Genomic DNA, 18,278 nt, shown 5'->3' with positions numbered 1-18,278 from the left:
AGCCCGTGCGAATTCTCATCATCAAAATGTCGTCAATGGGGGATGTGTTTCATACATTCCCAGCCTTAACCGATTTAATGCAGGCTAAACCAGGTCTGGTGGTCGATTGGGTGGTGGAAGAGGCGTTTGCTGAAATCCCGGCTTGGCATCCACTGGTGGAGCGAGTGTTGCCGATTGCTTTGCGACGTTGGCGTAAACAACCGTTTTCCCAGCAAACGCGCCAACAAAAAATTGATTTTTTTGCGCGGTTGAATGAACAAAAGTACGACATGGTATTAGATGCGCAAGGTTTGTTAAAAAGCGTTTGGGTAGCTCGACAAATTGACGCACCTAAGGTGGGGTTAGATTGGCCATCTGCCCGAGAAAAACTCGCCAGTTTATTTTATGACCGCAAAATTCACGTCGCTAAAGATCAGCATGCGATTAGTCGTCTGCGAGAATTATTCGCTAAAGCGTTAGACTATCCTGTTCCAAGTACACCGATAGACTATGGGCTAACTCACCAGGCCTGGTCATCACTTACAGAGCTGAAACAACAAGCTTATGTAGTGTGTTTGCATGCAACTACTTGGGAAACTAAATACTGGCCGGAAGAGCACTGGCAAGAGCTCATTAGTAAACTGAACCAACAAGGCCTGAAGGTTGTATTGCCCTGGGGCAATCTGGAAGAAAAAGCACGCTCAGAGCGATTAGCCGGCAACCGCCAGGCCTGGTGCCCGGATCAACAACTCAAACTGACGGATATGGCACGCTTACTTAAACACGCCCAAGCTGTCGTTTCGGTGGATACAGGCTTATCTCATGTGGCCGCCGCCTTAGATGTACCCATGGTGGTGTTGTATCGCGTTACAGACCCCAGATTGGTCGGTGCGCTTGGTCAAAAAGTAGTGCACTTATGCTCACCCTTGGCGCCCAATTACATTAAAAAATTTAAATCTGGTCAAGCTCAGCAATCCTTACAGGGTTTATCGGTAGACGATGTTTTGCAAACACTCACAGCGCAAGGCATTGACCATGGCTAAAGTTCTTTATATGCCCTCCACGCCACTCAATGTGCTGGTCTGCGCGGCGCTAGCAAATTCGCGACGCGAAACTGATCAAGCTGAGCTTTGGTTGATTGACCAAAAGCAGCTGGATGATAACCCTTATTTACAAGCTCTACAAAACTGGCCGCATAGTCCGTTTAAGAAAATAAAAGTTTTGCCAGGAAAAGCAAAAGGGCGGGGCAAGCTCTTAGAGCGTAAAGCTAACTTTGGCGTGATCCGCCAAGGTTTAAAGCTTTTCCAGCCCGATGTGATTGCAGTAGGCAGTGACCGACGAATCGAATTTCAATACGCTATGCACCAGTTAACAAGGCATCAATCAACTACTCAAGGTTGGTATTTAGATGACGGTCTGTACTCTTATGCGGGTCGTCCATACCATCCTATTAAAGATAGTATTAATCGTTGGTTGAAAAAGCTTACTTATGGTTTTTGGTGGGATGAACCGAAAACCGTGGGCGCTTCTCACTGGATTAACCAGGCCTGGTTGTTCCAGCCGGAGCAAGCTCACCCATTATTGAAAAATAAAACGATGGATAGATTGCAGTCTAAATGGATCTCAGGCTCAGTGACTCAAGAATTTAGTCGATTGGTTACGGATCAATTTGATTTTGATGGACAAGTTCTCGCTTCTGTTGATGTTGTAATTATTATCCCGCACCCGAATAATCAGCTAAAAATGAAGGATTACGCATCGCGCATCCATGCGTTTGTTGAGCAATTAACTGCGCAAGGCAAACGCATTGCGTTAAAATACCACCCGCGTCAACAAGGTGAAGACGCACTGGGCTTAGCGCAATCCGATTTGGTAAGTGTCATTCCAACGGCATTAGCATTTGAGTTTGTACTTCCGTTATTGCCTAACGGCGCCAAGGTGATTGGTGATGTAGGAACCGTGCTTCTGACTACGAAATGGTTGCGTGAAGACTTAAAACCTATAGCCGTATTGAATAAACAAGACGAGTTCCAGCAAAGATTTGTGCCGATGTTCGAAGAACATGGCATCACAGTTTTTGAGGGTTTTAATTTTGATCTATAACTTAGATAAGATTTAAGAGCTAAATAGCGGCCTAAAGCTACAATTCCAAAGGAATGGATGATGACATCAGCTTCAAAAAAGTCATTTTTAATTTTTGCATCGCTCGTTTCACTAGTGATGTTCATCATCGGGTATTACATAGCCCCAACCCATGATTATTTAGGTTATTTCAAACACTGGGATCTTGTTCTATCCGGTGGTGATCCTTGGGCACGAATTCATGGTGCCAACGCCTACGGCCCAGCCCATAATCTGTTCGCTTTTATTTATGCCATTAATATTCAAGGGCCTAAACTCATTTTTATCGCCAGCTGGCTGTTTATTGGTTGGTATACCCTATATAAGTTGATTGAAAAGTCGAATATGCAGCGGTTTGAAATAGGCTTGTTGTTTTTTATTTGGTTTCTAAACCCGCTATTCTTAGTCGGAATGCTTGCCTACGGCTTTAACGATGCATTTGTTGCGCTTTTGATGTTTTGGGGGTTGATATTGGCAACCCAAGCTCCGCAAAAGATGAAGCAGGGGGTTAGCTTATTGGCCATTGCCTTCGTCACCAAGCTTTATCCATTATTCTTATTGCCGTTTTTAACGCGAGAAAAGCGAACAATTAAAAACAATGTATTGTTATTTTTGGGTGTAGTGGTCTCTGTATATTTAGTCGCGTATCTGATTTGGGGGAGCTCAGTTTTTTACCCCTTTGGTAAAGCAAACGGCCGAGATCCTGCAATGTTCTCGTTGATGGCGTTTGTATTCAATAGCTATTTTCCTTTTGGTCAAGTTACTGCAGAGATCGTTATCTTATTAGGCAATTTATTTATTTTAGTTTCTATGGGATATGTCTTTTACCAGCTATTAAAAGGCCGGTTTGCTGTTCATACTGCGTTATTGTTAGGCTTTACTTTTTTGTTCATGTTTTACAAAGTCGGTAATTTCCAATTCTACATTTCCTATTTCGCGGTATTTCTTTTTTGGGTATTGTTAGAGTTTCAATCTGATACACCTAATCGTAAAGCGTTCTATGCTGTGGTTTTATTTGCCTTGTGGTTCGGAGTCATGGCCGGATTGGTTTATCCGCTGACGGGTAGAATGCAAGGCGAATATGAATGGTTGCGAGAAGTGATCGGTCTTCCGACCTTTGTATTCCAGTTAATTATCGTTGTTTTTTTGATTAAAAACAGTACGATAAAAGCGAAAATAGAGGCTTAAATGTTCAAGATTCTCGTAACTGGCGGTGCCGGTTTTATAGGCTCTGCAGTGGTGCGGCACATTATTAACGATACTGACGACTCAGTCGTCAATGTCGATAAACTCAGCTATGCGGGCAATCTTGAGTCACTTGTAAGCGTCAGTGATAACCCGCGCTATGCATTTGAACAAGTTGATATTTGCGATGCACCTGAACTCAAGCGGGTGTTTAACGAACACCAACCAGACCTAGTCATGCACCTTGCCGCAGAATCGCATGTGGATCGTTCGATTGACGGTCCGGGTGAGTTTATCCAAACCAACATAGTTGGTACATATACTTTATTGGAACAAGCTCGCGCCTACTGGGATCAGTTAGAAGGCGACAAAAAAACCAACTTCCGCTTTCATCATATTTCAACTGACGAAGTTTATGGCGATCTACCGCATCCTGATGAAACAACACTTGGTCATCCTGAACAAAGCGAAGGATCTCCAACAGATGCCCATAATTCAAAATTAAACATTCAAAATTTAATATTGCCTCTATTCACCGAAACTACGCCTTATGCACCCAGCTCCCCCTATAGTGCGTCTAAAGCGGCCTCTGATCACCTCGTGCGGGCTTGGCAAAGAACCTATGGGTTACCAACGTTAGTTACCAATTGCTCAAACAACTATGGTCCGTATCACTTTCCGGAAAAACTCATCCCGTTAATGATTCTTAATGCCCTAGAAGGCAAACCACTCCCTGTGTACGGAAAAGGTAATCAAATCCGTGATTGGTTGTATGTAGAAGATCACGCTAGAGCGCTCGTGTTAGTGGCAACAAACGGTAAGGTAGGTCAAACCTACAATATCGGCGGCCACAACGAAAAACAAAACATCGAAGTCGTGGATAAAATCTGTGAGATTCTCGATGAACTTGCCCCAATTGCGCAAAACGAAACCATTAAAAATTCAACATTAAAAATTAATCATTACAAAGACCTAAAGGTCTTTGTAACTGACCGCCCCGGACACGACATGCGCTACGCCATCGACGCGAGCAAAATCGAACATGAACTCGGTTGGACACCACAAGAAACCTTTGAATCGGGCATCCGTAAAACCGTACAGTGGTATCTCGACAACCAGGTCTGGTGCCAACATGTGCAAGACGGCAGTTACCAAAGAGAACGATTAGGAAGCAAACAATGAAAGGTATCATCCTCGCTGGCGGTTCCGGCACACGTTTATACCCGATAACACGCGGCGTATCCAAACAGTTGTTACCGGTTTACGACAAACCGATGATCTATTACCCGCTATCCGTGTTGATGCTCGCGGGCATACAAGACATAATGATCATCACCACGCCAGAAGACCAAGCCGGTTTTCAAAGAATGCTCGGCGATGGCAAAGATTTTGGCGTCAACCTAACCTATGCCATTCAACCCAGCCCAGACGGCCTTGCCCAAGCTTTTATCATTGGCGAAGAGTTTATTGGCAACGATAGCGTATGTTTAGTGCTAGGAGATAACATATTCTGGGGACAAGGCTTCTCACCGATTCTAAAGCGCGCCGCCGCCAGGCCTGCTGGAGCCACCGTATTCGGTTATCAAGTAAAAGACCCCGAACGTTTTGGTGTGGTCGAATTTGACCAAAACCAAAAAGCCATCAGCCTAGAAGAAAAACCAGAAAACCCAAAATCCAATTTTGCCGTCACCGGCCTATATTTCTACGACAATGATGTCATTGATATTGCCAAACAAGTTAAACCTAGCCACCGAGGTGAACTCGAAATCACCACCATCAACCAAATGTATATGGAGCGGGGCGACCTTAATGTCGAATTGCTAGGTCGAGGTTTTGCCTGGCTCGACACAGGCACCCACGAAAGCCTGTTAGAAGCGGCTATGTTTGTGGAAACTATCGAGAAACGCCAAGGCTATAAAATTGCCTGTTTAGAAGAAATCGCCTGGCGCAATGGGTGGTTAAGTAATGAACAAGTTATGCAAACCGCTAGAGCTTTATCCAAAAATACCTATGGGCAATATTTGAAAGAGATCGTTGAAGGTAAATGACAGTATTTTATTTAACTTATACATGTTTCAAATTTAATATAAGGCTATAAAGTGGGTAGTAAGATTTTACATATTGGTCACTTAGATAAGTTTATTTCAGATTTTATTAATGTTGTTGAGGATGATTTTGACATATCTCAGCATGAGTACCGTTTTTTTGGAAAAAAAGAAAAGTATTCTATAAAAACTAGGTCACGTGTTTATATTGAACATGATTTATCATGGTTTAATCTAGTCGTGATGTTCAATTTAGTTCGTGCAATGGTGAAGGCCGATAAAATTATTGTGCATGGTTTGGTTAGTAATGATTTAGTGAAATTGCTGTGGTTAATGCCCTGGATTTTAAAAAAAACTTATTGGGTAATACTTGGATTAGATTTATATCGATATCAAAAAAGGAATACAAACTTTTCCTCAAAGTTTAAAGAGTTTTTTCGTCGGCCTGTGATTAAAAATATGGGGCATTTGGTTACCTATATCAAAGGCGATTATGAGCTGGCCCAACAATGGTATGGTACAAAAGGGCAATACCATGAATGCTTTATGTATCCCAGTAACCTTTATAAAGAATATGATGTACCGAAAAAACAACACACAGGCATCAATATTTTGGTTGGTAACTCTGCCGACCCGAGCAATAACCATTTAGATGTGTTTGATAAACTTGAAGCCTTTAAAGCTCAAGATATAAAAATCTATGCGCCTTTGACTTACGGCAATCCAGATTATGCGAAAACGATTATTGAACAAGGAAAACAGCGCTTTGGTGATAAGTTCGATGCATTCATTGAACACATGCCGTTTAATCAATATCTTGATGTCCTTGGCAAAATTGATATAGCTATATTTAACCATAAACGACAACAGGCGATGGGTAATACTATTACGTTGTTGGGCTTGGGAAAGAAAGTGTTTATGCGCAGTGATGTTACTCAGTGGGAGTTTTTTAAAAGCCATGACATTGTCGTTTATGACATCGAATATTTTGAAATTAGCCAGTTTGATCAATCAATACTAGATAGAAATAAAGAAACCGTCAAACAATTTTTTTCATATGAAAATTATATTGTTCAATTACACGAATTATTTAACTAATGGCATATTTAACAGAATTACAATTGGCTGACCTGGGTTTTAAATCGCTGGGAAAAAATGTCAAAATCAGTGATCGGGCCAGCATTTATAATGCCGACCAAATAGAAATTGGTGACTATTCACGAATTGATGATTTTTGCGTTATTTCAGGCAATATAAAAATTGGACGAAATGTGCATATAACACCTCAATGTTTAGTTGCTGGTGGAGAGCTTGGTTTAGTTATAGAGGATTTTGTGGCGCTAGCTTATGGAGTTAAAATTTTTACTCAATCAGATGATTACTCTGGTGTGACGATGACAAACTCGACAATTCCAAAAGATTTTAAAAATGAAATTATGTTGCCGGTAAAAATTGGTAAACACTCCATCATTGGTGCCGGATCAATAATTATGCCGGGTGTTGAAGTTGGGGATGGTGGTTCAATTGGTGCAAATTCATTAGTTTTAAAATCAACAGAAGTTTGGTCAATTTATGTAGGTTCACCAGCTAAGAAAATTAAAGACCGTAAAAAAGATTTGCTTGAATTAGAGAAGAAGTATTTAGAGAGTGAACATGATTCCATTTAATAAGCCGCCTTTAACCGGTAATGAGCAGCAATATGTTTTACAGGCGATGCAGAGCAATAAAATTTCGGGAGATGGATTTTTTGGTAAAAAGTGTCAGGCCTGGTTTGAAGAAAAGTTGGGTTGCCCCAAAACCTTGCTTACCCCTTCTTGCACAGCGGCGTTGGAAATGGCAGCGATTTTGATTGATATTCAGCCGGGCGATGAAGTCATTATGCCCAGCTATACCTTTGTCAGTACTGCCAATGCATTTGTATTGCGTGGCGCAAAGATTACGTTTGTGGATATTCGCCCCGATACCCTGAATATCGATGAAACCAAAATTGAAGCCGCGATTACTAACAAAACCAAAGCGATTGTGCCTGTACATTATGCAGGTGTGGGGTGCGAAATGGATACAATTATGAGCATCGCTAATCGTCATGAGTTGTTTGTGGTGGAAGATGCTGCACAGGGCATGATGAGCCAATACAAAGGTAAGCCACTGGGAACGATTGGACATCTGGGGGTGTTTAGTTTTCACGAAACCAAAAACTACACCAGCGGCGGTGAGGGCGGGTTGTTATTAATTAACGATGAACGTTTTTTACAACGCTCCGAAGTGATTCGTGAAAAAGGTACTAACCGTAGCCAATTTTTTAGAGGGCAGGTAGACAAATATACCTGGGTGGACCTAGGAAGTAGTTATCTGCCTAGTGAGTTACAAGCCGCTTATCTTTGGGGGCAATTAGAAAAGGCCAATGAAATTAACCAAAATCGTTTGGCGACGTGGAATGCATACCACGAAGCTTTTAAGCCACTACAGCAAGCAAGCCTTGTGGATTTACCAATCATTGCAGAATATTGTCAGCATAATGCGCATATGTATTATCTAAAGTTAAAAGACCTGGAACAGCGCACAGCCTTTATCGACTACCTAAAAGCCAAGGATATAATGGCGGTATTCCACTACATTCCACTCCATTCGGCTCCTGCGGGTATAAAGTTTGGCCTATTTAATGGTCGAGACCGTTTTACAACTAATGACAGTGAGCGATTAGTTAGATTGCCGATGTATTTCGGGATGCAAGGTTTTGAGTCTGCAAGAGTTATAAGTAGTGTAATTCAATTTTTTAGTCAGGTTGAATAAATATGTTTTTTTCGATTGTAATCCCTGTTTATAACAAAGGGCCTCATATTGCTAGGGCGCTTAATTCCGTTTTTTCGCAGAAATTTGACGATTTTGAAGTCATCGTAGTTTGTGACCCCTCAACGGATAATAGCAATACTGAAGTTGAAAAGTTTCAAGACCCCCGCATTAAGGTGTTTTATCGAAATCAACCAGGGCCGGGAGGTTATGCGGCACGTAACTTAGGAATTGAAAAGGCTCAGGGTGAGTGGATTGCGTTTTTAGATGCAGATGATGAGTGGTTACCTTGTCATTTAGAAAAAATGCATGCGTTAAGTCAGAAATTTCCTGGTGCAATGATGTTGGGAGCGGGTTGGGAGTCGAGAAGTGCTAAAAAAAGCTCAATCGATAAATATAGCCGACAGCACCCAAATGCTGCTTCTCATTTGGTTACACTTTCGGAATATTTACAGAAAGGATTGCATGGTTCTCGGCCAATTCACACTAGTGTGGCATGTGTAAAAAGATCATCTCCATTGCTGAGTGAGCTGTTTATTATTCACCCAGAAGTAAAACGAGGTGGGGATTTATTTGCGTGGCTAAAGATGCTGTGTTTTCACAAGCAAATGGCGTGGAGTAACCACATTGGTAGTTTATACTATACCGATGCGTTAAATATGGTCACTAAATCAGCACCATCAACGGGTTATTTAATGAGTGAAGATGTTTTTAAATCTTTGGCATTATCGTTGAAAACAGATGAAAAATTATTGTTACAAAAGTATTTTAATCGTTGGCTGCGAAATGATTGGAAGTCGAATATTCATCGCGGTTGTCAAAATTTCAATTTAGCCGCTAAGCTATATTGGCGCGGTGATTTTCTATATGCACTTGTTTTGTATATAACAACTGTTTGGCCGCAGAACGTAAGAAAACTATTTGGTTTTAGTGGGCGGAAATATTAATGTCAGAGCATGAACCTATAAAAAAAGTAGAAACTATATCTATGCTTAAAGTATCGGTAATTATCCCAACCTATAAAGATTGGAATCGGGTTGCGGTATGCTTGGACGCCTTAAGTAGACAAACGTTTCCAGAAAACGATTTTGAAGTCATTGTCGTGAATAATAATCCAAAAGATAATAATCCAAAAATGGATTTATCACCAAATGTGATGGTTATAGAAGAAGCTCAACCTGGTTCTTACGCGGCTCGTAATACTGGTATAAGTCATGCAAGTGGTGATGTTTTGGTTTTTACCGATGCTGACTGTATACCCGATGTTAATTGGTTAACAGAGGGTTTACAGGTGATTGAAAAGGGAGCTGATAGGGTGGCAGGGCATATAATTTTGGAGCAGAGTCCTAAAAATAAGCAAACGGTAGCTGAAATTTACTCAAAGGCCTTTGTTTTTGACCAGTTTAAGCGAGTGAAGAAAGGCGTAGCGGTAACGGCTAATTTGTTTGTTAAGAAAGAATTATTTGAAAAAGTTGGATTGTTTAACGAACAATTAATGTCGGGTGGTGATTTTGAATGGAATGAGAGAGCAACCAAATTGGGTTGTAATATTGTTTATGCTCCAAGTGCAAAAGTTACACATCCTTCTTTAAAGACCATTCGTGAATTACTGAAAAAAGAACGACGGATTGCGGGCGGTGTAATTACACTTAAGAAAATGCGAGGTGAAGGGATTTCATTTTTCTCACTGATTCGAAACTTACTTCCGCCAGTTAAGGTTTTGTTTAGGTTATTAAAAAGAAAAGATTTAACAGCTTACGAAGCAGTCTTAGCATTTTCGATTCATTACTTTCTCAATGGTTATAAGCAATACAGTAAATTTTTGATATATAGCGGATTGCGTGGTGTGACGAGGTGCTAAAAATTATAAAGCACATGGAAAAAACTGTATGACTATTAACTCCCTAAAACCAATGCTAAGTGAGTTGACTAAAATATTTATTATTTCAGTTTCATTTTGGTCAATTTTTCTATCGAAGCTGATTTCATTCGAAGCCATTTTTACACTATTACTCGGTTTAGCTATTTTGGTCTATAGAAGACCTTTAAGAGAAGCGTTAATTTTGCCTTGGCAATGGTTATTTGTATTAGTGAGCTGTTTTATTTTCCTCGCCCTTGCTCCCATGGTTTGGTTTTTACCGTTAGGAGAGTCATCGTTAAATCTAGTCAATGCAAGATTTACTGCACTTTTAGTCTTTATTTATATTTGGGTTATGTTCTGGCAATTACGACCTTCGGAGGATGTGATTTGGTGGGGGATAATCGGTGGTTCGTTTGCTATCATTTTTGCGCTGGGTTATGAGCTTTATTTATTGGGTGATTTTGCAAAGTTATTTACACACCGATTTGGTTCGGCGGCGACTCCTCATGTATTGCGCTTTGGCATCTATAGCAATTTATTTTTAGTTGTGTTGTTAGGTGGTTTTATTTGGGCGATCAAAAAAGGCAGTTTAACGACCCTAATACTGATTTTTTCTATATTTGTGGCGCTTAGTGCTGTAATTCTTTCGAACACGCGTTCAGCTTGGGCAGGACTAATTGAGGCATTAATTGTCTGGGCCGTATTTTATTGGCTCCACTTTAAACAAAATAAGCCAAAAAATACAAAAAAAACCTTAATAATGATGTTATTTATTGCAGCTAGCTTAATGACTATTGTGACTCAATTTGGTGATCGATTTGAAAAACGATGGGATGCAATGGTTGTGGATTTTAACAATTACCTTAGTGGAAGTGGTACGGGCGGAAGCGTTGGGTTGAGATTGGTGATGTACGAAGTAGGTATAAAAGGCTTTTTAGAGAATCCGTTAACGGGTGTTGGGGTTGATAATGCTGAACAAAAACAGCAAGAACTCTCGGCCCCAATTATGCAAAGAATCTATGGTTCGCCAAGAGCCTTTTCAAAAACGCACTTACATAATCAGTTTATTCAGGAGGCCTATACCCGAGGGGTTCTTGGTTTGTTATCTTTTGTTATCACACTTGGTTTTCTGCTGGTGTTTTTTGGGAAAAATTTAAAACATCGCGTTAAACAAAATAGTAATTTAAATTCTCCTTGGGCATTAATTGGACTGCTGTTTGTTGTCAGTTCATCTATTTCAATGCTTACTGAGGCTTGGTTGCATTTACGCTCAGGCGTGGTGTTCTTTATATTTTTCGCGACCTTTTTTGTGTTTTTAGTTCAGCAAAAAAATGCAACGCGCTTGACTGCAGATTCATAGGGAGCTATTTAGTGCACTGGCTTAAGTACATAAAAAATTATAAAAAAGTCAAAAGCGGCAATGAGCGCTTATTTATGACTATATTGTGTCGCAATGAAGTGGATATTATTGGCGCAAATATTAAAACCCACGCGGCATTGGGTGTGGATACATTTATTGTGATGGACAACGGTTCAACCGATGGTACGCGTGAGTTGTTGAATCAGTTAGCTAAAGATTACCATGTTGTGATTATTGATCAGCCATCGCAAACCTATCAGCAAGCTTTGTGGATGAAGCAATTGGTTCATACAGCGCGGGACTTAGGTGCGGATTGGGTGATTAGTAATGATGCGGATGAATTTTGGATGCCGCAGGATTCAGCTAAAACATTAAAAGATTATTTAAATTATGCCGACTCGGTTGTAACCGTGCCAAAAAGTAATATGTTGCTTACGGAAGAATCATTGCGTGATGACTTTCATTTTTCTCAGTTAAAGTTGCGTATAAAATATCCCATGCGTTATCCGGTTGAGGCGAGAGTTGAAGAGCAAGATGTGTCTATTTTCTTTAACGAAACTCCGGCTAAAGTCATTGTTAATCCGAATGGTTTTATAAAAATTAGTGGCGGAAATCACCGTGCGAAGCATATTGGAAATCTAGCGACCGGAAGAGTTGAAAATGGTATTCGGGTTTACCATTATCCGGTTCGTTCATGGGCGCATTTTGAAGACTCGATCAAACATCGTCGTGAATTGTTAAAAAACCCGAATGCTAAAATGGGGCAACATTATCGTCGTTGGGTAAAGTTGTTGGATGAAGATTGTTTATATCAAGAGTATCAACGTTTTATTATTCCCTCTGATGATATTCCAGTGCTAAAAAAATATGGATTGGTGACAGAAGACCCTATCCCAAGTTTAAGAATGAAGGTGTAAATAATGAAAATCGCAGTAGCAGGAACAGGGTATGTAGGCTTGTCATTAGCCGTATTGTTGGCTCAACATCATGAGGTTGTGGCGCTCGACATTATTAAGGAAAAAATTGACCTACTTAATAATAAAAAGTCACCGATTGTGGACGCAGAAATTGAAGATTTTCTGGCTAATAAATCACTTAACCTGATGGCCACCTTAGATAAAAACCTAGCGTATAAAGACGCTGAGTTTATAGTCATAGCCACCCCGACGGACTACGATACTGAAACCAACACTTTCAATACAAAATCAGTCGAAGCGGTAATTAAAGATGTATTGGCGATTAATCCGAAAGCAATAATGATTATTAAATCAACGGTTCCGGTGGGTTATACCACATCGGTTAAAACTAAATTTAGTACCGATAATATCTTGTTCTCACCAGAGTTTCTACGCGAAGGCAAAGCGCTTTGGGATAACTTGCACCCATCGCGTATTGTCATGGGCGAGCAGTCAGAGCGAGCTAAAGGCTTTGCTGATTTGTTGATTGAAGGGGCTCAGAAACCAGCAAAAGACATTTCAGTATTGTTTACGGACTCAACTGAAGCGGAAGCGATAAAGCTTTTTTCCAACACATACTTAGCCCTTCGTGTCGCCTACTTTAACGAGCTTGACACCTATTGCGAAACCCATGGTTTAAGTAGCAAACAAGTCATTCAAGGGGTCGGTCTCGATCCGCGCATTGGTGATCACTACAATAATCCAAGTTTTGGTTACGGTGGTTATTGTCTGCCAAAAGACACAAAGCAACTGCTTGCTAACTATAGTGACGTCCCGCAGAACCTTATAAAAGCCATTGTTGACTCTAATACAACCCGTAAAGAGTTTATTGCCGACCAGGTAATTAAACGCAATCCCAAAGTTGTGGGTATTCATAGATTAATTATGAAGCAGGGCAGTGATAACTTCCGTGCTAGTGCCATCCAGGGTGTTATGAAGCGCATTAAGGCCAAAGGTATCGAGGTCGTTATTTATGAACCGGTACTGAGCGAACAAGGAGAGTCCGAGTTTTTCCGTTCTAAAATCATAACAGACCTACAAGAGTTCAAAAAAATGTCCGACGTAATAATAGCCAACCGCCTAACAGATGACATTATGGATGTTAAAGACAAAGTCTATACACGTGACTTATTTGGAAAAGACTAACCCAATTTTCAATGTTAAATTTTTAACTTTGAATGATAGTTGGTAGGTGCTGAGTTTGAAAACTGAAAACCTCATTTTGGATAAGTCCGTTACTTTTTCTATTCGCATTGTGAAGGTCTATCAGTTTGCATAATGAGTATGTGCTTTCAAAGCAATTGCTTAGAGCAGGTACTTCCATTGGAGCCAATATAAATGAAGCTCAAGCTGCTTAATCAGAAAAGGATTTTATTGCCAAGCTTAGTATTGCGAATAAAGAAGCGAGGGAGACCAATTATTGGTTACAACTTCTGACTGAAACGGGTTAACTAAACAACAAAGAACAGCATGTTGTTAGTTTATTAGAAGAAAGTATCGAACTGATTAAGTTGTTGACAAGCATTATCAAAACCACGCAATTAAAAAACAAGAAATAACTCAACTATGAAATTAAACATTCAAGATTCAAAACTAAAAATTTTAGTGACCGGCGCCGCAGGCTTTATCGGCTTCCACCTAATCCAAGCCCTAAAGCAATACAATCACAACATCGTCGGCATAGACAACCTAAACGATTACTACGACCCCCAACTAAAACTAGACCGCCTAAAAGCCCAAGGTTTCAAAAATGACGAAGTCGAAACAATGGCCGCAGGCCATAATTCAACATTAAAAATTAATAATTTAACATTCTATCGGCTTGACCTTGCTGATAGGGTGTCCATCGAAACCCTATTTCTACAAAACCAATTCGATATCGTCGTCAACCTGGGTGCCCAAGCCGGGGTGCGCTACTCCATTGACAACCCACATGCTTATGTCGATTCAAATTTAGTGGGGTTTGTAAATATCCTAGAAGGTTGCCGCCACAACAAAGTCAAACACCTTGTATATGCTAGCTCCAGCTCGGTTTATGGCATGAACATCAAACAACCCTTCAGTACCGAAGACCGTGTTGATTACCCAATCAGCCTATACGCTGCCACCAAAAAATCCAATGAATTGATGGCGCATACCTACAGTCATCTGTATGGTATTCCAACAACAGGACTCAGGTTTTTCACCGTATACGGCCCAATGGGTCGTCCAGACATGGCGTATTTCTCCTTCACAAAAAAAATCCTAAACGGCGAAATCATTGACGTCTTCAATAATGGTGAAATGCAAAGAGACTTCACCTACATAGACGACATAGTAGAAGGCATCACCCGTGTAATAGAACGTCCACCAACGCTTGAAGACGAATTAAAAATTAAAAATTCAAGATTAAACATTACGACGGCGAAGGCTCCCTATAAAGTTTACAACATCGGCAACAATCAACCCGTCACCCTGCGGCGCTTCATCACCGCCATTGAAACCGCCTGCGGTAAAAAAGCCAAAGAAAACTTGCTCCCCATGCAACCGGGGGATGTACCTGTAACATTTGCAGATGTTGATGAATTGATAGCCGTTACCGGCTTTAAACCGTCTACGACCATCGAAGAGGGTATCGCAAAATTTGTCGAATGGTATAGAAGTTATTATCAAAAATAGCCTTAAATAATGGCATTAAAAACATAAGTAATTTTTGGAGGAATACTAATGCAGAACCAACAACCGATGAATTACCAAGACGATGAAATAGACCTATTTGAGCTGTTTCAAACATTGTGGCAGCAAAAGTGGTTAATCTTGGCCACTACTCTAATTGCGCCGATATTGGCTTTTGTGTTTACGGTTAGCCAGCCTGTTAAACCTGATACGTTTCAAGGCAAAGCTTTAATCGAAATCGGCGCCTATGCATCACATGATGGCGTGATCCATACGATAGAACGTCCTGAGGATCTGTCACTAATCATCAGTAAACAATTTAATGCTGAAACTAATGTTCCTAGAACGTCGGTCAAAGTATTAGAGATCGAAACATCAAGCATAGATAAAGAGAGTTCGGCTGATAAACTGCAAGAGGCGATAGATTTTGTTTTGCAACGTCACGAAAAATTTACCTCTAGCAAGTTAAAAGAAAATGTAATTCAACCAACCCAGGTAGTCGGGCAGGCCAGCGTTGAACGGGTGTCGCCCAAAGATAAGTTAAAACTCATTTTGGCAGTAGCCTTTGTCTTAGGGTGTATGTTGGGTGTGTTTATAGCACTTATTCGCTCTGCTATTCGCAAACGTAAACTACAAACCGCTGCAATCTAAAGCATCCATACACACTCCCAGCTACCAGGCCTGGTGACTGGAAGTGTGTATAAAACATTTACAAAAAACAACCATGTTTTTCCTGGTTTCCTTATGTATAATCTCGTAAGGTTCAAAAAATGAACAGGATGACGGCCTTCTTGAATAGAAGAACTAGGTGCTTAATACATATCATCCTAAACGTAGTGAAGTATTTTTAATAAGTTTGTCATCCTGAGTGAAGCGAAGGATCTCTAACCCAAAAGACTAATAATTCAATATTAAAAACTCAATATTAAAAATTAAAGAAATGGATTCAGAAACCCGCCTAAAAACCTTGCGACACATAAGCACAGAGCCAAACCAACGTACGCTGGCACAAAAGCTAGGATTCAGTATCGGCAAAACCAACTATGTGCTCAAAGCGCTTATAGATAAAGGCCTAGTCAAAGCCGAACGCTTTGCACAAAACCCTAATAAACTTGGTTATCGTTATGTGCTCACGCCGCAAGGCATTCGTGAACGGATTGAACTCACCGAAAGCTTCATCCAACGCAAACGCGAAGAATACGAACTTTTGCAAAAAGAATTAGAGCAGATTGCAGGAACTGCGTATAAAAATGAATCGTAAAAAAATTCTCGTAACTGGCGGTGCCGGTTTTATAGGCTCTGCAGTGGTGCGGCACATTATTAACGATACTGACTACTCAGTCGTCAATGTCGATAAACTCAGCTACGCGGGCAATCTTGAATCACTTGTAAGCGTCAGTGATAACCCGCGCTATGCATTTGAACAAGTTGATATTTGCGATGCACCTGAACTCAAGCGGGTGTTTAACGAACACCAACCAGACCTAGTCATGCACCTTGCCGCAGAATCGCATGTGGATCGTTCGATTGACGGTCCGGGTGAGTTTATCCAAACCAACATAGTTGGTACATATACTTTATTGGAACAAGCTCGCGCCTACTGGGATCAGTTAGAAGGCGACAAAAAAACCAACTTCCGCTTTCATCATATTTCAACTGACGAAGTTTATGGCGATCTACCGCATCCTGATGAAACAACACTTGGTCATCCTGAGCGAAGCGAAGGATCTCTGGCAGGCCGACAAGATTCAGGCTTACGCGCTGACTTCGTTGTTTCGTCTGTGCCTCAAAATGACAAAAGTATATTGCCTCTATTCACCGAAACTACGCCTTATGCACCCAGCTCCCCTTATAGTGCGTCTAAAGCGGCCTCTGATCACATCGTGCGGGCTTGGCAAAGAACCTATGGGTTACCAACGTTAGTTACCAATTGCTCAAACAACTATGGTCCGTATCACTTTCCGGAAAAACTCATCCCGTTAATGATTCTTAATGCCCTAGAAGGCAAACCACTCCCTGTGTACGGAAAAGGTAATCAAATCCGTGATTGGTTGTATGTAGAAGATCACGCTAGAGCGCTCGTGTTAGTGGCAACAAACGGTAAGGTAGGTCAAACCTACAATATCGGCGGCCACAACGAAAAACAAAACATCGAAGTCGTGGATAAAATCTGTGAGATTCTCGATGAACTTGCCCCAATTGCGCAAAACGAAACCATTAAAAATTCAACATTAAAAATTAATCATTACAAAGACCTAAAGGTCTTTGTAACTGACCGCCCCGGACACGACATGCGCTACGCCATCGACGCGAGCAAAATCGAACATGAACTCGGTTGGACACCACAAGAAACCTTTGAATCGGGCATCCGTAAAACCGTACAGTGGTATCTCGACAACCAGGTCTGGTGCCAACATGTGCAAGACGGCAGTTACCAAAGAGAACGATTAGGAAGCAAACAATGAAAGGTATCATCCTCGCTGGCGGTTCCGGCACACGTTTATACCCGATAACACGCGGCGTATCCAAACAGTTGTTACCGGTTTACGACAAACCGATGATCTATTACCCGCTATCCGTGTTGATGCTCGCGGGCATACAAGACATAATGATCATCACCACGCCAGAAGACCAAGCCGGTTTTCAAAGAATGCTCGGCGATGGCAAAGATTTTGGCGTCAACCTAACCTATGCCATTCAACCCAGCCCAGACGGCCTTGCCCAAGCTTTTATCATTGGCGAAGAGTTTATTGGCAACGATAGCGTATGTTTAGTGCTAGGAGATAACATATTCTGGGGACAAGGCTTCTCACCGATTCTAAAGCGCGCCGCCGCCAGGCCTGCTGGAGCCACCGTATTCGGTTATCAAGTAAAAGACCCCGAACGTTTTGGTGTGGTCGAATTTGACCAAAACCAAAAAGCCATCAGCCTAGAAGAAAAACCAGAAAACCCAAAATCCAATTTTGCCGTCACCGGCCTATATTTCTACGACAATGATGTCATTGATATTGCCAAACAAGTTAAACCTAGCCACCGAGGTGAACTCGAAATCACCACCATCAACCAAATGTATATGGAGCGGGGCGACCTTAATGTCGAATTGCTAGGTCGAGGTTTTGCCTGGCTCGACACAGGCACCCACGAAAGCCTGTTAGAAGCGGCCATGTTTGTGGAAACTATCGAGAAACGCCAAGGCTATAAAATTGCCTGTTTAGAAGAAATCGCCTGGCGCAATGGCTGGCTAAGTGATGAACAAGTCATGCAAACGGCCAAAGCCCTATCTAAAAACAGCTATGGTCAGTATCTTGCTGACTTGTTGAAGTAAA

At 41.2% G+C, this 18,278-nt stretch carries 18 protein-coding genes and 1 pseudogene; all 19 read left to right on the top strand.

The window, feature by feature from the left end; genetic code table 11:
- Window positions 1-5 precede the first annotated feature (5 nt).
- The 19 genes and pseudogenes from waaC to rfbA (N746_RS0106925) all read left to right on the top strand — a co-directional run bounded on the left by waaC (window position 6) and on the right by rfbA (N746_RS0106925) (window position 18,277).
- Window positions 6-1,022, top strand: a complete 1,017-nt coding sequence (gene waaC, locus N746_RS0107010; RefSeq protein WP_029935202.1) for a lipopolysaccharide heptosyltransferase I — start codon at window positions 6-8, stop codon at window positions 1,020-1,022.
- On the top strand, window positions 1,015-2,082 hold the full coding sequence (locus N746_RS0107005; RefSeq protein WP_029935200.1) for a polysialyltransferase family glycosyltransferase: 1,068 nt from the start codon (window positions 1,015-1,017) through the stop codon (window positions 2,080-2,082). The genes waaC and N746_RS0107005 overlap by 8 nt, the downstream gene beginning before the upstream one ends.
- 363 nt (window positions 2,083-2,445) lie before the next feature.
- Window positions 2,446-3,288: a hypothetical protein gene (locus tag N746_RS0107000; protein WP_156018290.1), complete on the top strand. Its 843-nt coding sequence runs from the start codon at window positions 2,446-2,448 to the stop codon at window positions 3,286-3,288.
- Window positions 3,289-4,467 (top strand): dTDP-glucose 4,6-dehydratase, encoded by a 1,179-nt coding sequence (locus N746_RS0106995; RefSeq protein WP_029935197.1) that lies wholly within the window; start codon window positions 3,289-3,291, stop codon window positions 4,465-4,467.
- On the top strand, window positions 4,464-5,333 hold the full coding sequence (gene rfbA, locus N746_RS0106990) for a glucose-1-phosphate thymidylyltransferase RfbA (protein WP_029935196.1): 870 nt from the start codon (window positions 4,464-4,466) through the stop codon (window positions 5,331-5,333). Before N746_RS0106995 ends, rfbA (N746_RS0106990) begins: the two co-directional genes overlap by 4 nt.
- A gap of 51 nt (window positions 5,334-5,384) precedes the next feature.
- On the top strand, window positions 5,385-6,428 hold the full coding sequence (locus N746_RS0106985) for a TDP-N-acetylfucosamine:lipid II N-acetylfucosaminyltransferase family protein (protein WP_029935194.1): 1,044 nt from the start codon (window positions 5,385-5,387) through the stop codon (window positions 6,426-6,428).
- The gene (locus N746_RS0106980; RefSeq protein WP_029935193.1) at window positions 6,428-6,997 is read left to right on the top strand and encodes an acyltransferase; all 570 of its coding nucleotides are present in this window, start codon (window positions 6,428-6,430) and stop codon (window positions 6,995-6,997) included. The genes N746_RS0106985 and N746_RS0106980 overlap by 1 nt, the downstream gene beginning before the upstream one ends.
- Complete coding sequence (rffA, locus tag N746_RS0106975) at window positions 6,984-8,123, top strand: dTDP-4-amino-4,6-dideoxygalactose transaminase (RefSeq protein ID WP_029935192.1); 1,140 nt, start codon at window positions 6,984-6,986, stop codon at window positions 8,121-8,123. The genes N746_RS0106980 and rffA overlap by 14 nt, the downstream gene beginning before the upstream one ends.
- Window positions 8,124-8,125: 2 nt before the next feature.
- Window positions 8,126-9,067: a glycosyltransferase family 2 protein gene (locus tag N746_RS10685; protein ID WP_051678566.1), complete on the top strand. Its 942-nt coding sequence runs from the start codon at window positions 8,126-8,128 to the stop codon at window positions 9,065-9,067.
- A complete protein-coding gene (locus N746_RS0106965; RefSeq protein WP_051678565.1) occupies window positions 9,067-9,981 on the top strand; it encodes a glycosyltransferase in 915 nt (304 codons plus the stop codon). Before N746_RS10685 ends, N746_RS0106965 begins: the two co-directional genes overlap by 1 nt.
- 28 nt (window positions 9,982-10,009) lie before the next feature.
- Entirely contained in the window at window positions 10,010-11,341 is a 1,332-nt protein-coding gene (locus N746_RS0106960) for an O-antigen ligase family protein (protein ID WP_029935189.1), read from the top strand.
- A gap of 74 nt (window positions 11,342-11,415) precedes the next feature.
- A complete protein-coding gene (locus tag N746_RS0106955) occupies window positions 11,416-12,258 on the top strand; it encodes a glycosyltransferase family 2 protein (RefSeq protein ID WP_081836038.1) in 843 nt (280 codons plus the stop codon).
- Between the two features lie 3 nt (window positions 12,259-12,261).
- Complete coding sequence (locus tag N746_RS0106950; RefSeq protein WP_029935186.1) at window positions 12,262-13,443, top strand: nucleotide sugar dehydrogenase; 1,182 nt, start codon at window positions 12,262-12,264, stop codon at window positions 13,441-13,443.
- Window positions 13,444-13,583: 140 nt separating this feature from the next.
- Window positions 13,584-13,748 (top strand): annotated as a pseudogene (locus N746_RS10780) (four helix bundle protein).
- Between the two features lie 115 nt (window positions 13,749-13,863).
- The gene (locus tag N746_RS0106945; RefSeq protein WP_029935185.1) at window positions 13,864-14,955 is read left to right on the top strand and encodes an NAD-dependent epimerase; all 1,092 of its coding nucleotides are present in this window, start codon (window positions 13,864-13,866) and stop codon (window positions 14,953-14,955) included.
- 48 nt (window positions 14,956-15,003) lie between these two features.
- Window positions 15,004-15,603, top strand: coding sequence for a Wzz/FepE/Etk N-terminal domain-containing protein (locus N746_RS0106940; RefSeq protein WP_029935184.1), 600 nt, complete (start codon window positions 15,004-15,006; stop codon window positions 15,601-15,603).
- A 289-nt stretch (window positions 15,604-15,892) separates the two neighbouring features.
- Window positions 15,893-16,213, top strand: a complete 321-nt coding sequence (locus N746_RS0106935; protein ID WP_029935182.1) for a MarR family EPS-associated transcriptional regulator — start codon at window positions 15,893-15,895, stop codon at window positions 16,211-16,213.
- On the top strand, window positions 16,203-17,417 hold the full coding sequence (locus tag N746_RS0106930) for a dTDP-glucose 4,6-dehydratase (protein WP_029935180.1): 1,215 nt from the start codon (window positions 16,203-16,205) through the stop codon (window positions 17,415-17,417). Before N746_RS0106935 ends, N746_RS0106930 begins: the two co-directional genes overlap by 11 nt.
- Window positions 17,414-18,277, top strand: a complete 864-nt coding sequence (gene rfbA / locus N746_RS0106925) for a glucose-1-phosphate thymidylyltransferase RfbA (protein ID WP_029935179.1) — start codon at window positions 17,414-17,416, stop codon at window positions 18,275-18,277. The genes N746_RS0106930 and rfbA (N746_RS0106925) overlap by 4 nt, the downstream gene beginning before the upstream one ends.
- Window position 18,278 lies beyond the last annotated feature (1 nt).

It is taken from the genome of Thiomicrospira pelophila DSM 1534, assembly GCF_000711195.1.
GTDB classification, from domain to species: Bacteria; Pseudomonadota; Gammaproteobacteria; order Thiomicrospirales; family Thiomicrospiraceae; genus Thiomicrospira; species Thiomicrospira pelophila.
Note: the sequence above shows the minus strand (reverse complement) of the source record. Positions and strands in the feature narration are given on the sequence as shown.

What these genes read in the sequence shown, in the direction of transcription:
- N746_RS0106940 (WP_029935184.1), top strand. Translation starts at nt 15,004, where the DNA reads ATGCAGAACCAACAACCGATGAATTACCAAGACGATGAAATAGACCTA.
- rffA (WP_029935192.1), top strand. Translation starts at nt 6,984, where the DNA reads ATGATTCCATTTAATAAGCCGCCTTTAACCGGTAATGAGCAGCAATAT.
- N746_RS0106965 (WP_051678565.1), top strand. Translation starts at nt 9,067, where the DNA reads ATGTCAGAGCATGAACCTATAAAAAAAGTAGAAACTATATCTATGCTT.
- N746_RS0106960 (WP_029935189.1), top strand. Translation starts at nt 10,010, where the DNA reads ATGACTATTAACTCCCTAAAACCAATGCTAAGTGAGTTGACTAAAATA.
- N746_RS0106935 (WP_029935182.1), top strand. Translation starts at nt 15,893, where the DNA reads ATGGATTCAGAAACCCGCCTAAAAACCTTGCGACACATAAGCACAGAG.
- rfbA (WP_029935196.1), top strand. Translation starts at nt 4,464, where the DNA reads ATGAAAGGTATCATCCTCGCTGGCGGTTCCGGCACACGTTTATACCCG.
- N746_RS0106980 (WP_029935193.1), top strand. Translation starts at nt 6,428, where the DNA reads ATGGCATATTTAACAGAATTACAATTGGCTGACCTGGGTTTTAAATCG.
- N746_RS0106950 (WP_029935186.1), top strand. Translation starts at nt 12,262, where the DNA reads ATGAAAATCGCAGTAGCAGGAACAGGGTATGTAGGCTTGTCATTAGCC.
- N746_RS0106955 (WP_081836038.1), top strand. Translation starts at nt 11,416, where the DNA reads ATGACTATATTGTGTCGCAATGAAGTGGATATTATTGGCGCAAATATT.
- rfbA (WP_029935179.1), top strand. Translation starts at nt 17,414, where the DNA reads ATGAAAGGTATCATCCTCGCTGGCGGTTCCGGCACACGTTTATACCCG.
- N746_RS0106945 (WP_029935185.1), top strand. Translation starts at nt 13,864, where the DNA reads ATGAAATTAAACATTCAAGATTCAAAACTAAAAATTTTAGTGACCGGC.
- N746_RS0106930 (WP_029935180.1), top strand. Translation starts at nt 16,203, where the DNA reads ATGAATCGTAAAAAAATTCTCGTAACTGGCGGTGCCGGTTTTATAGGC.
- N746_RS10685 (WP_051678566.1), top strand. Translation starts at nt 8,126, where the DNA reads ATGTTTTTTTCGATTGTAATCCCTGTTTATAACAAAGGGCCTCATATT.
- N746_RS0107000 (WP_156018290.1), top strand. Translation starts at nt 2,446, where the DNA reads ATGCAGCGGTTTGAAATAGGCTTGTTGTTTTTTATTTGGTTTCTAAAC.
- N746_RS0107005 (WP_029935200.1), top strand. Translation starts at nt 1,015, where the DNA reads ATGGCTAAAGTTCTTTATATGCCCTCCACGCCACTCAATGTGCTGGTC.
- N746_RS0106995 (WP_029935197.1), top strand. Translation starts at nt 3,289, where the DNA reads ATGTTCAAGATTCTCGTAACTGGCGGTGCCGGTTTTATAGGCTCTGCA.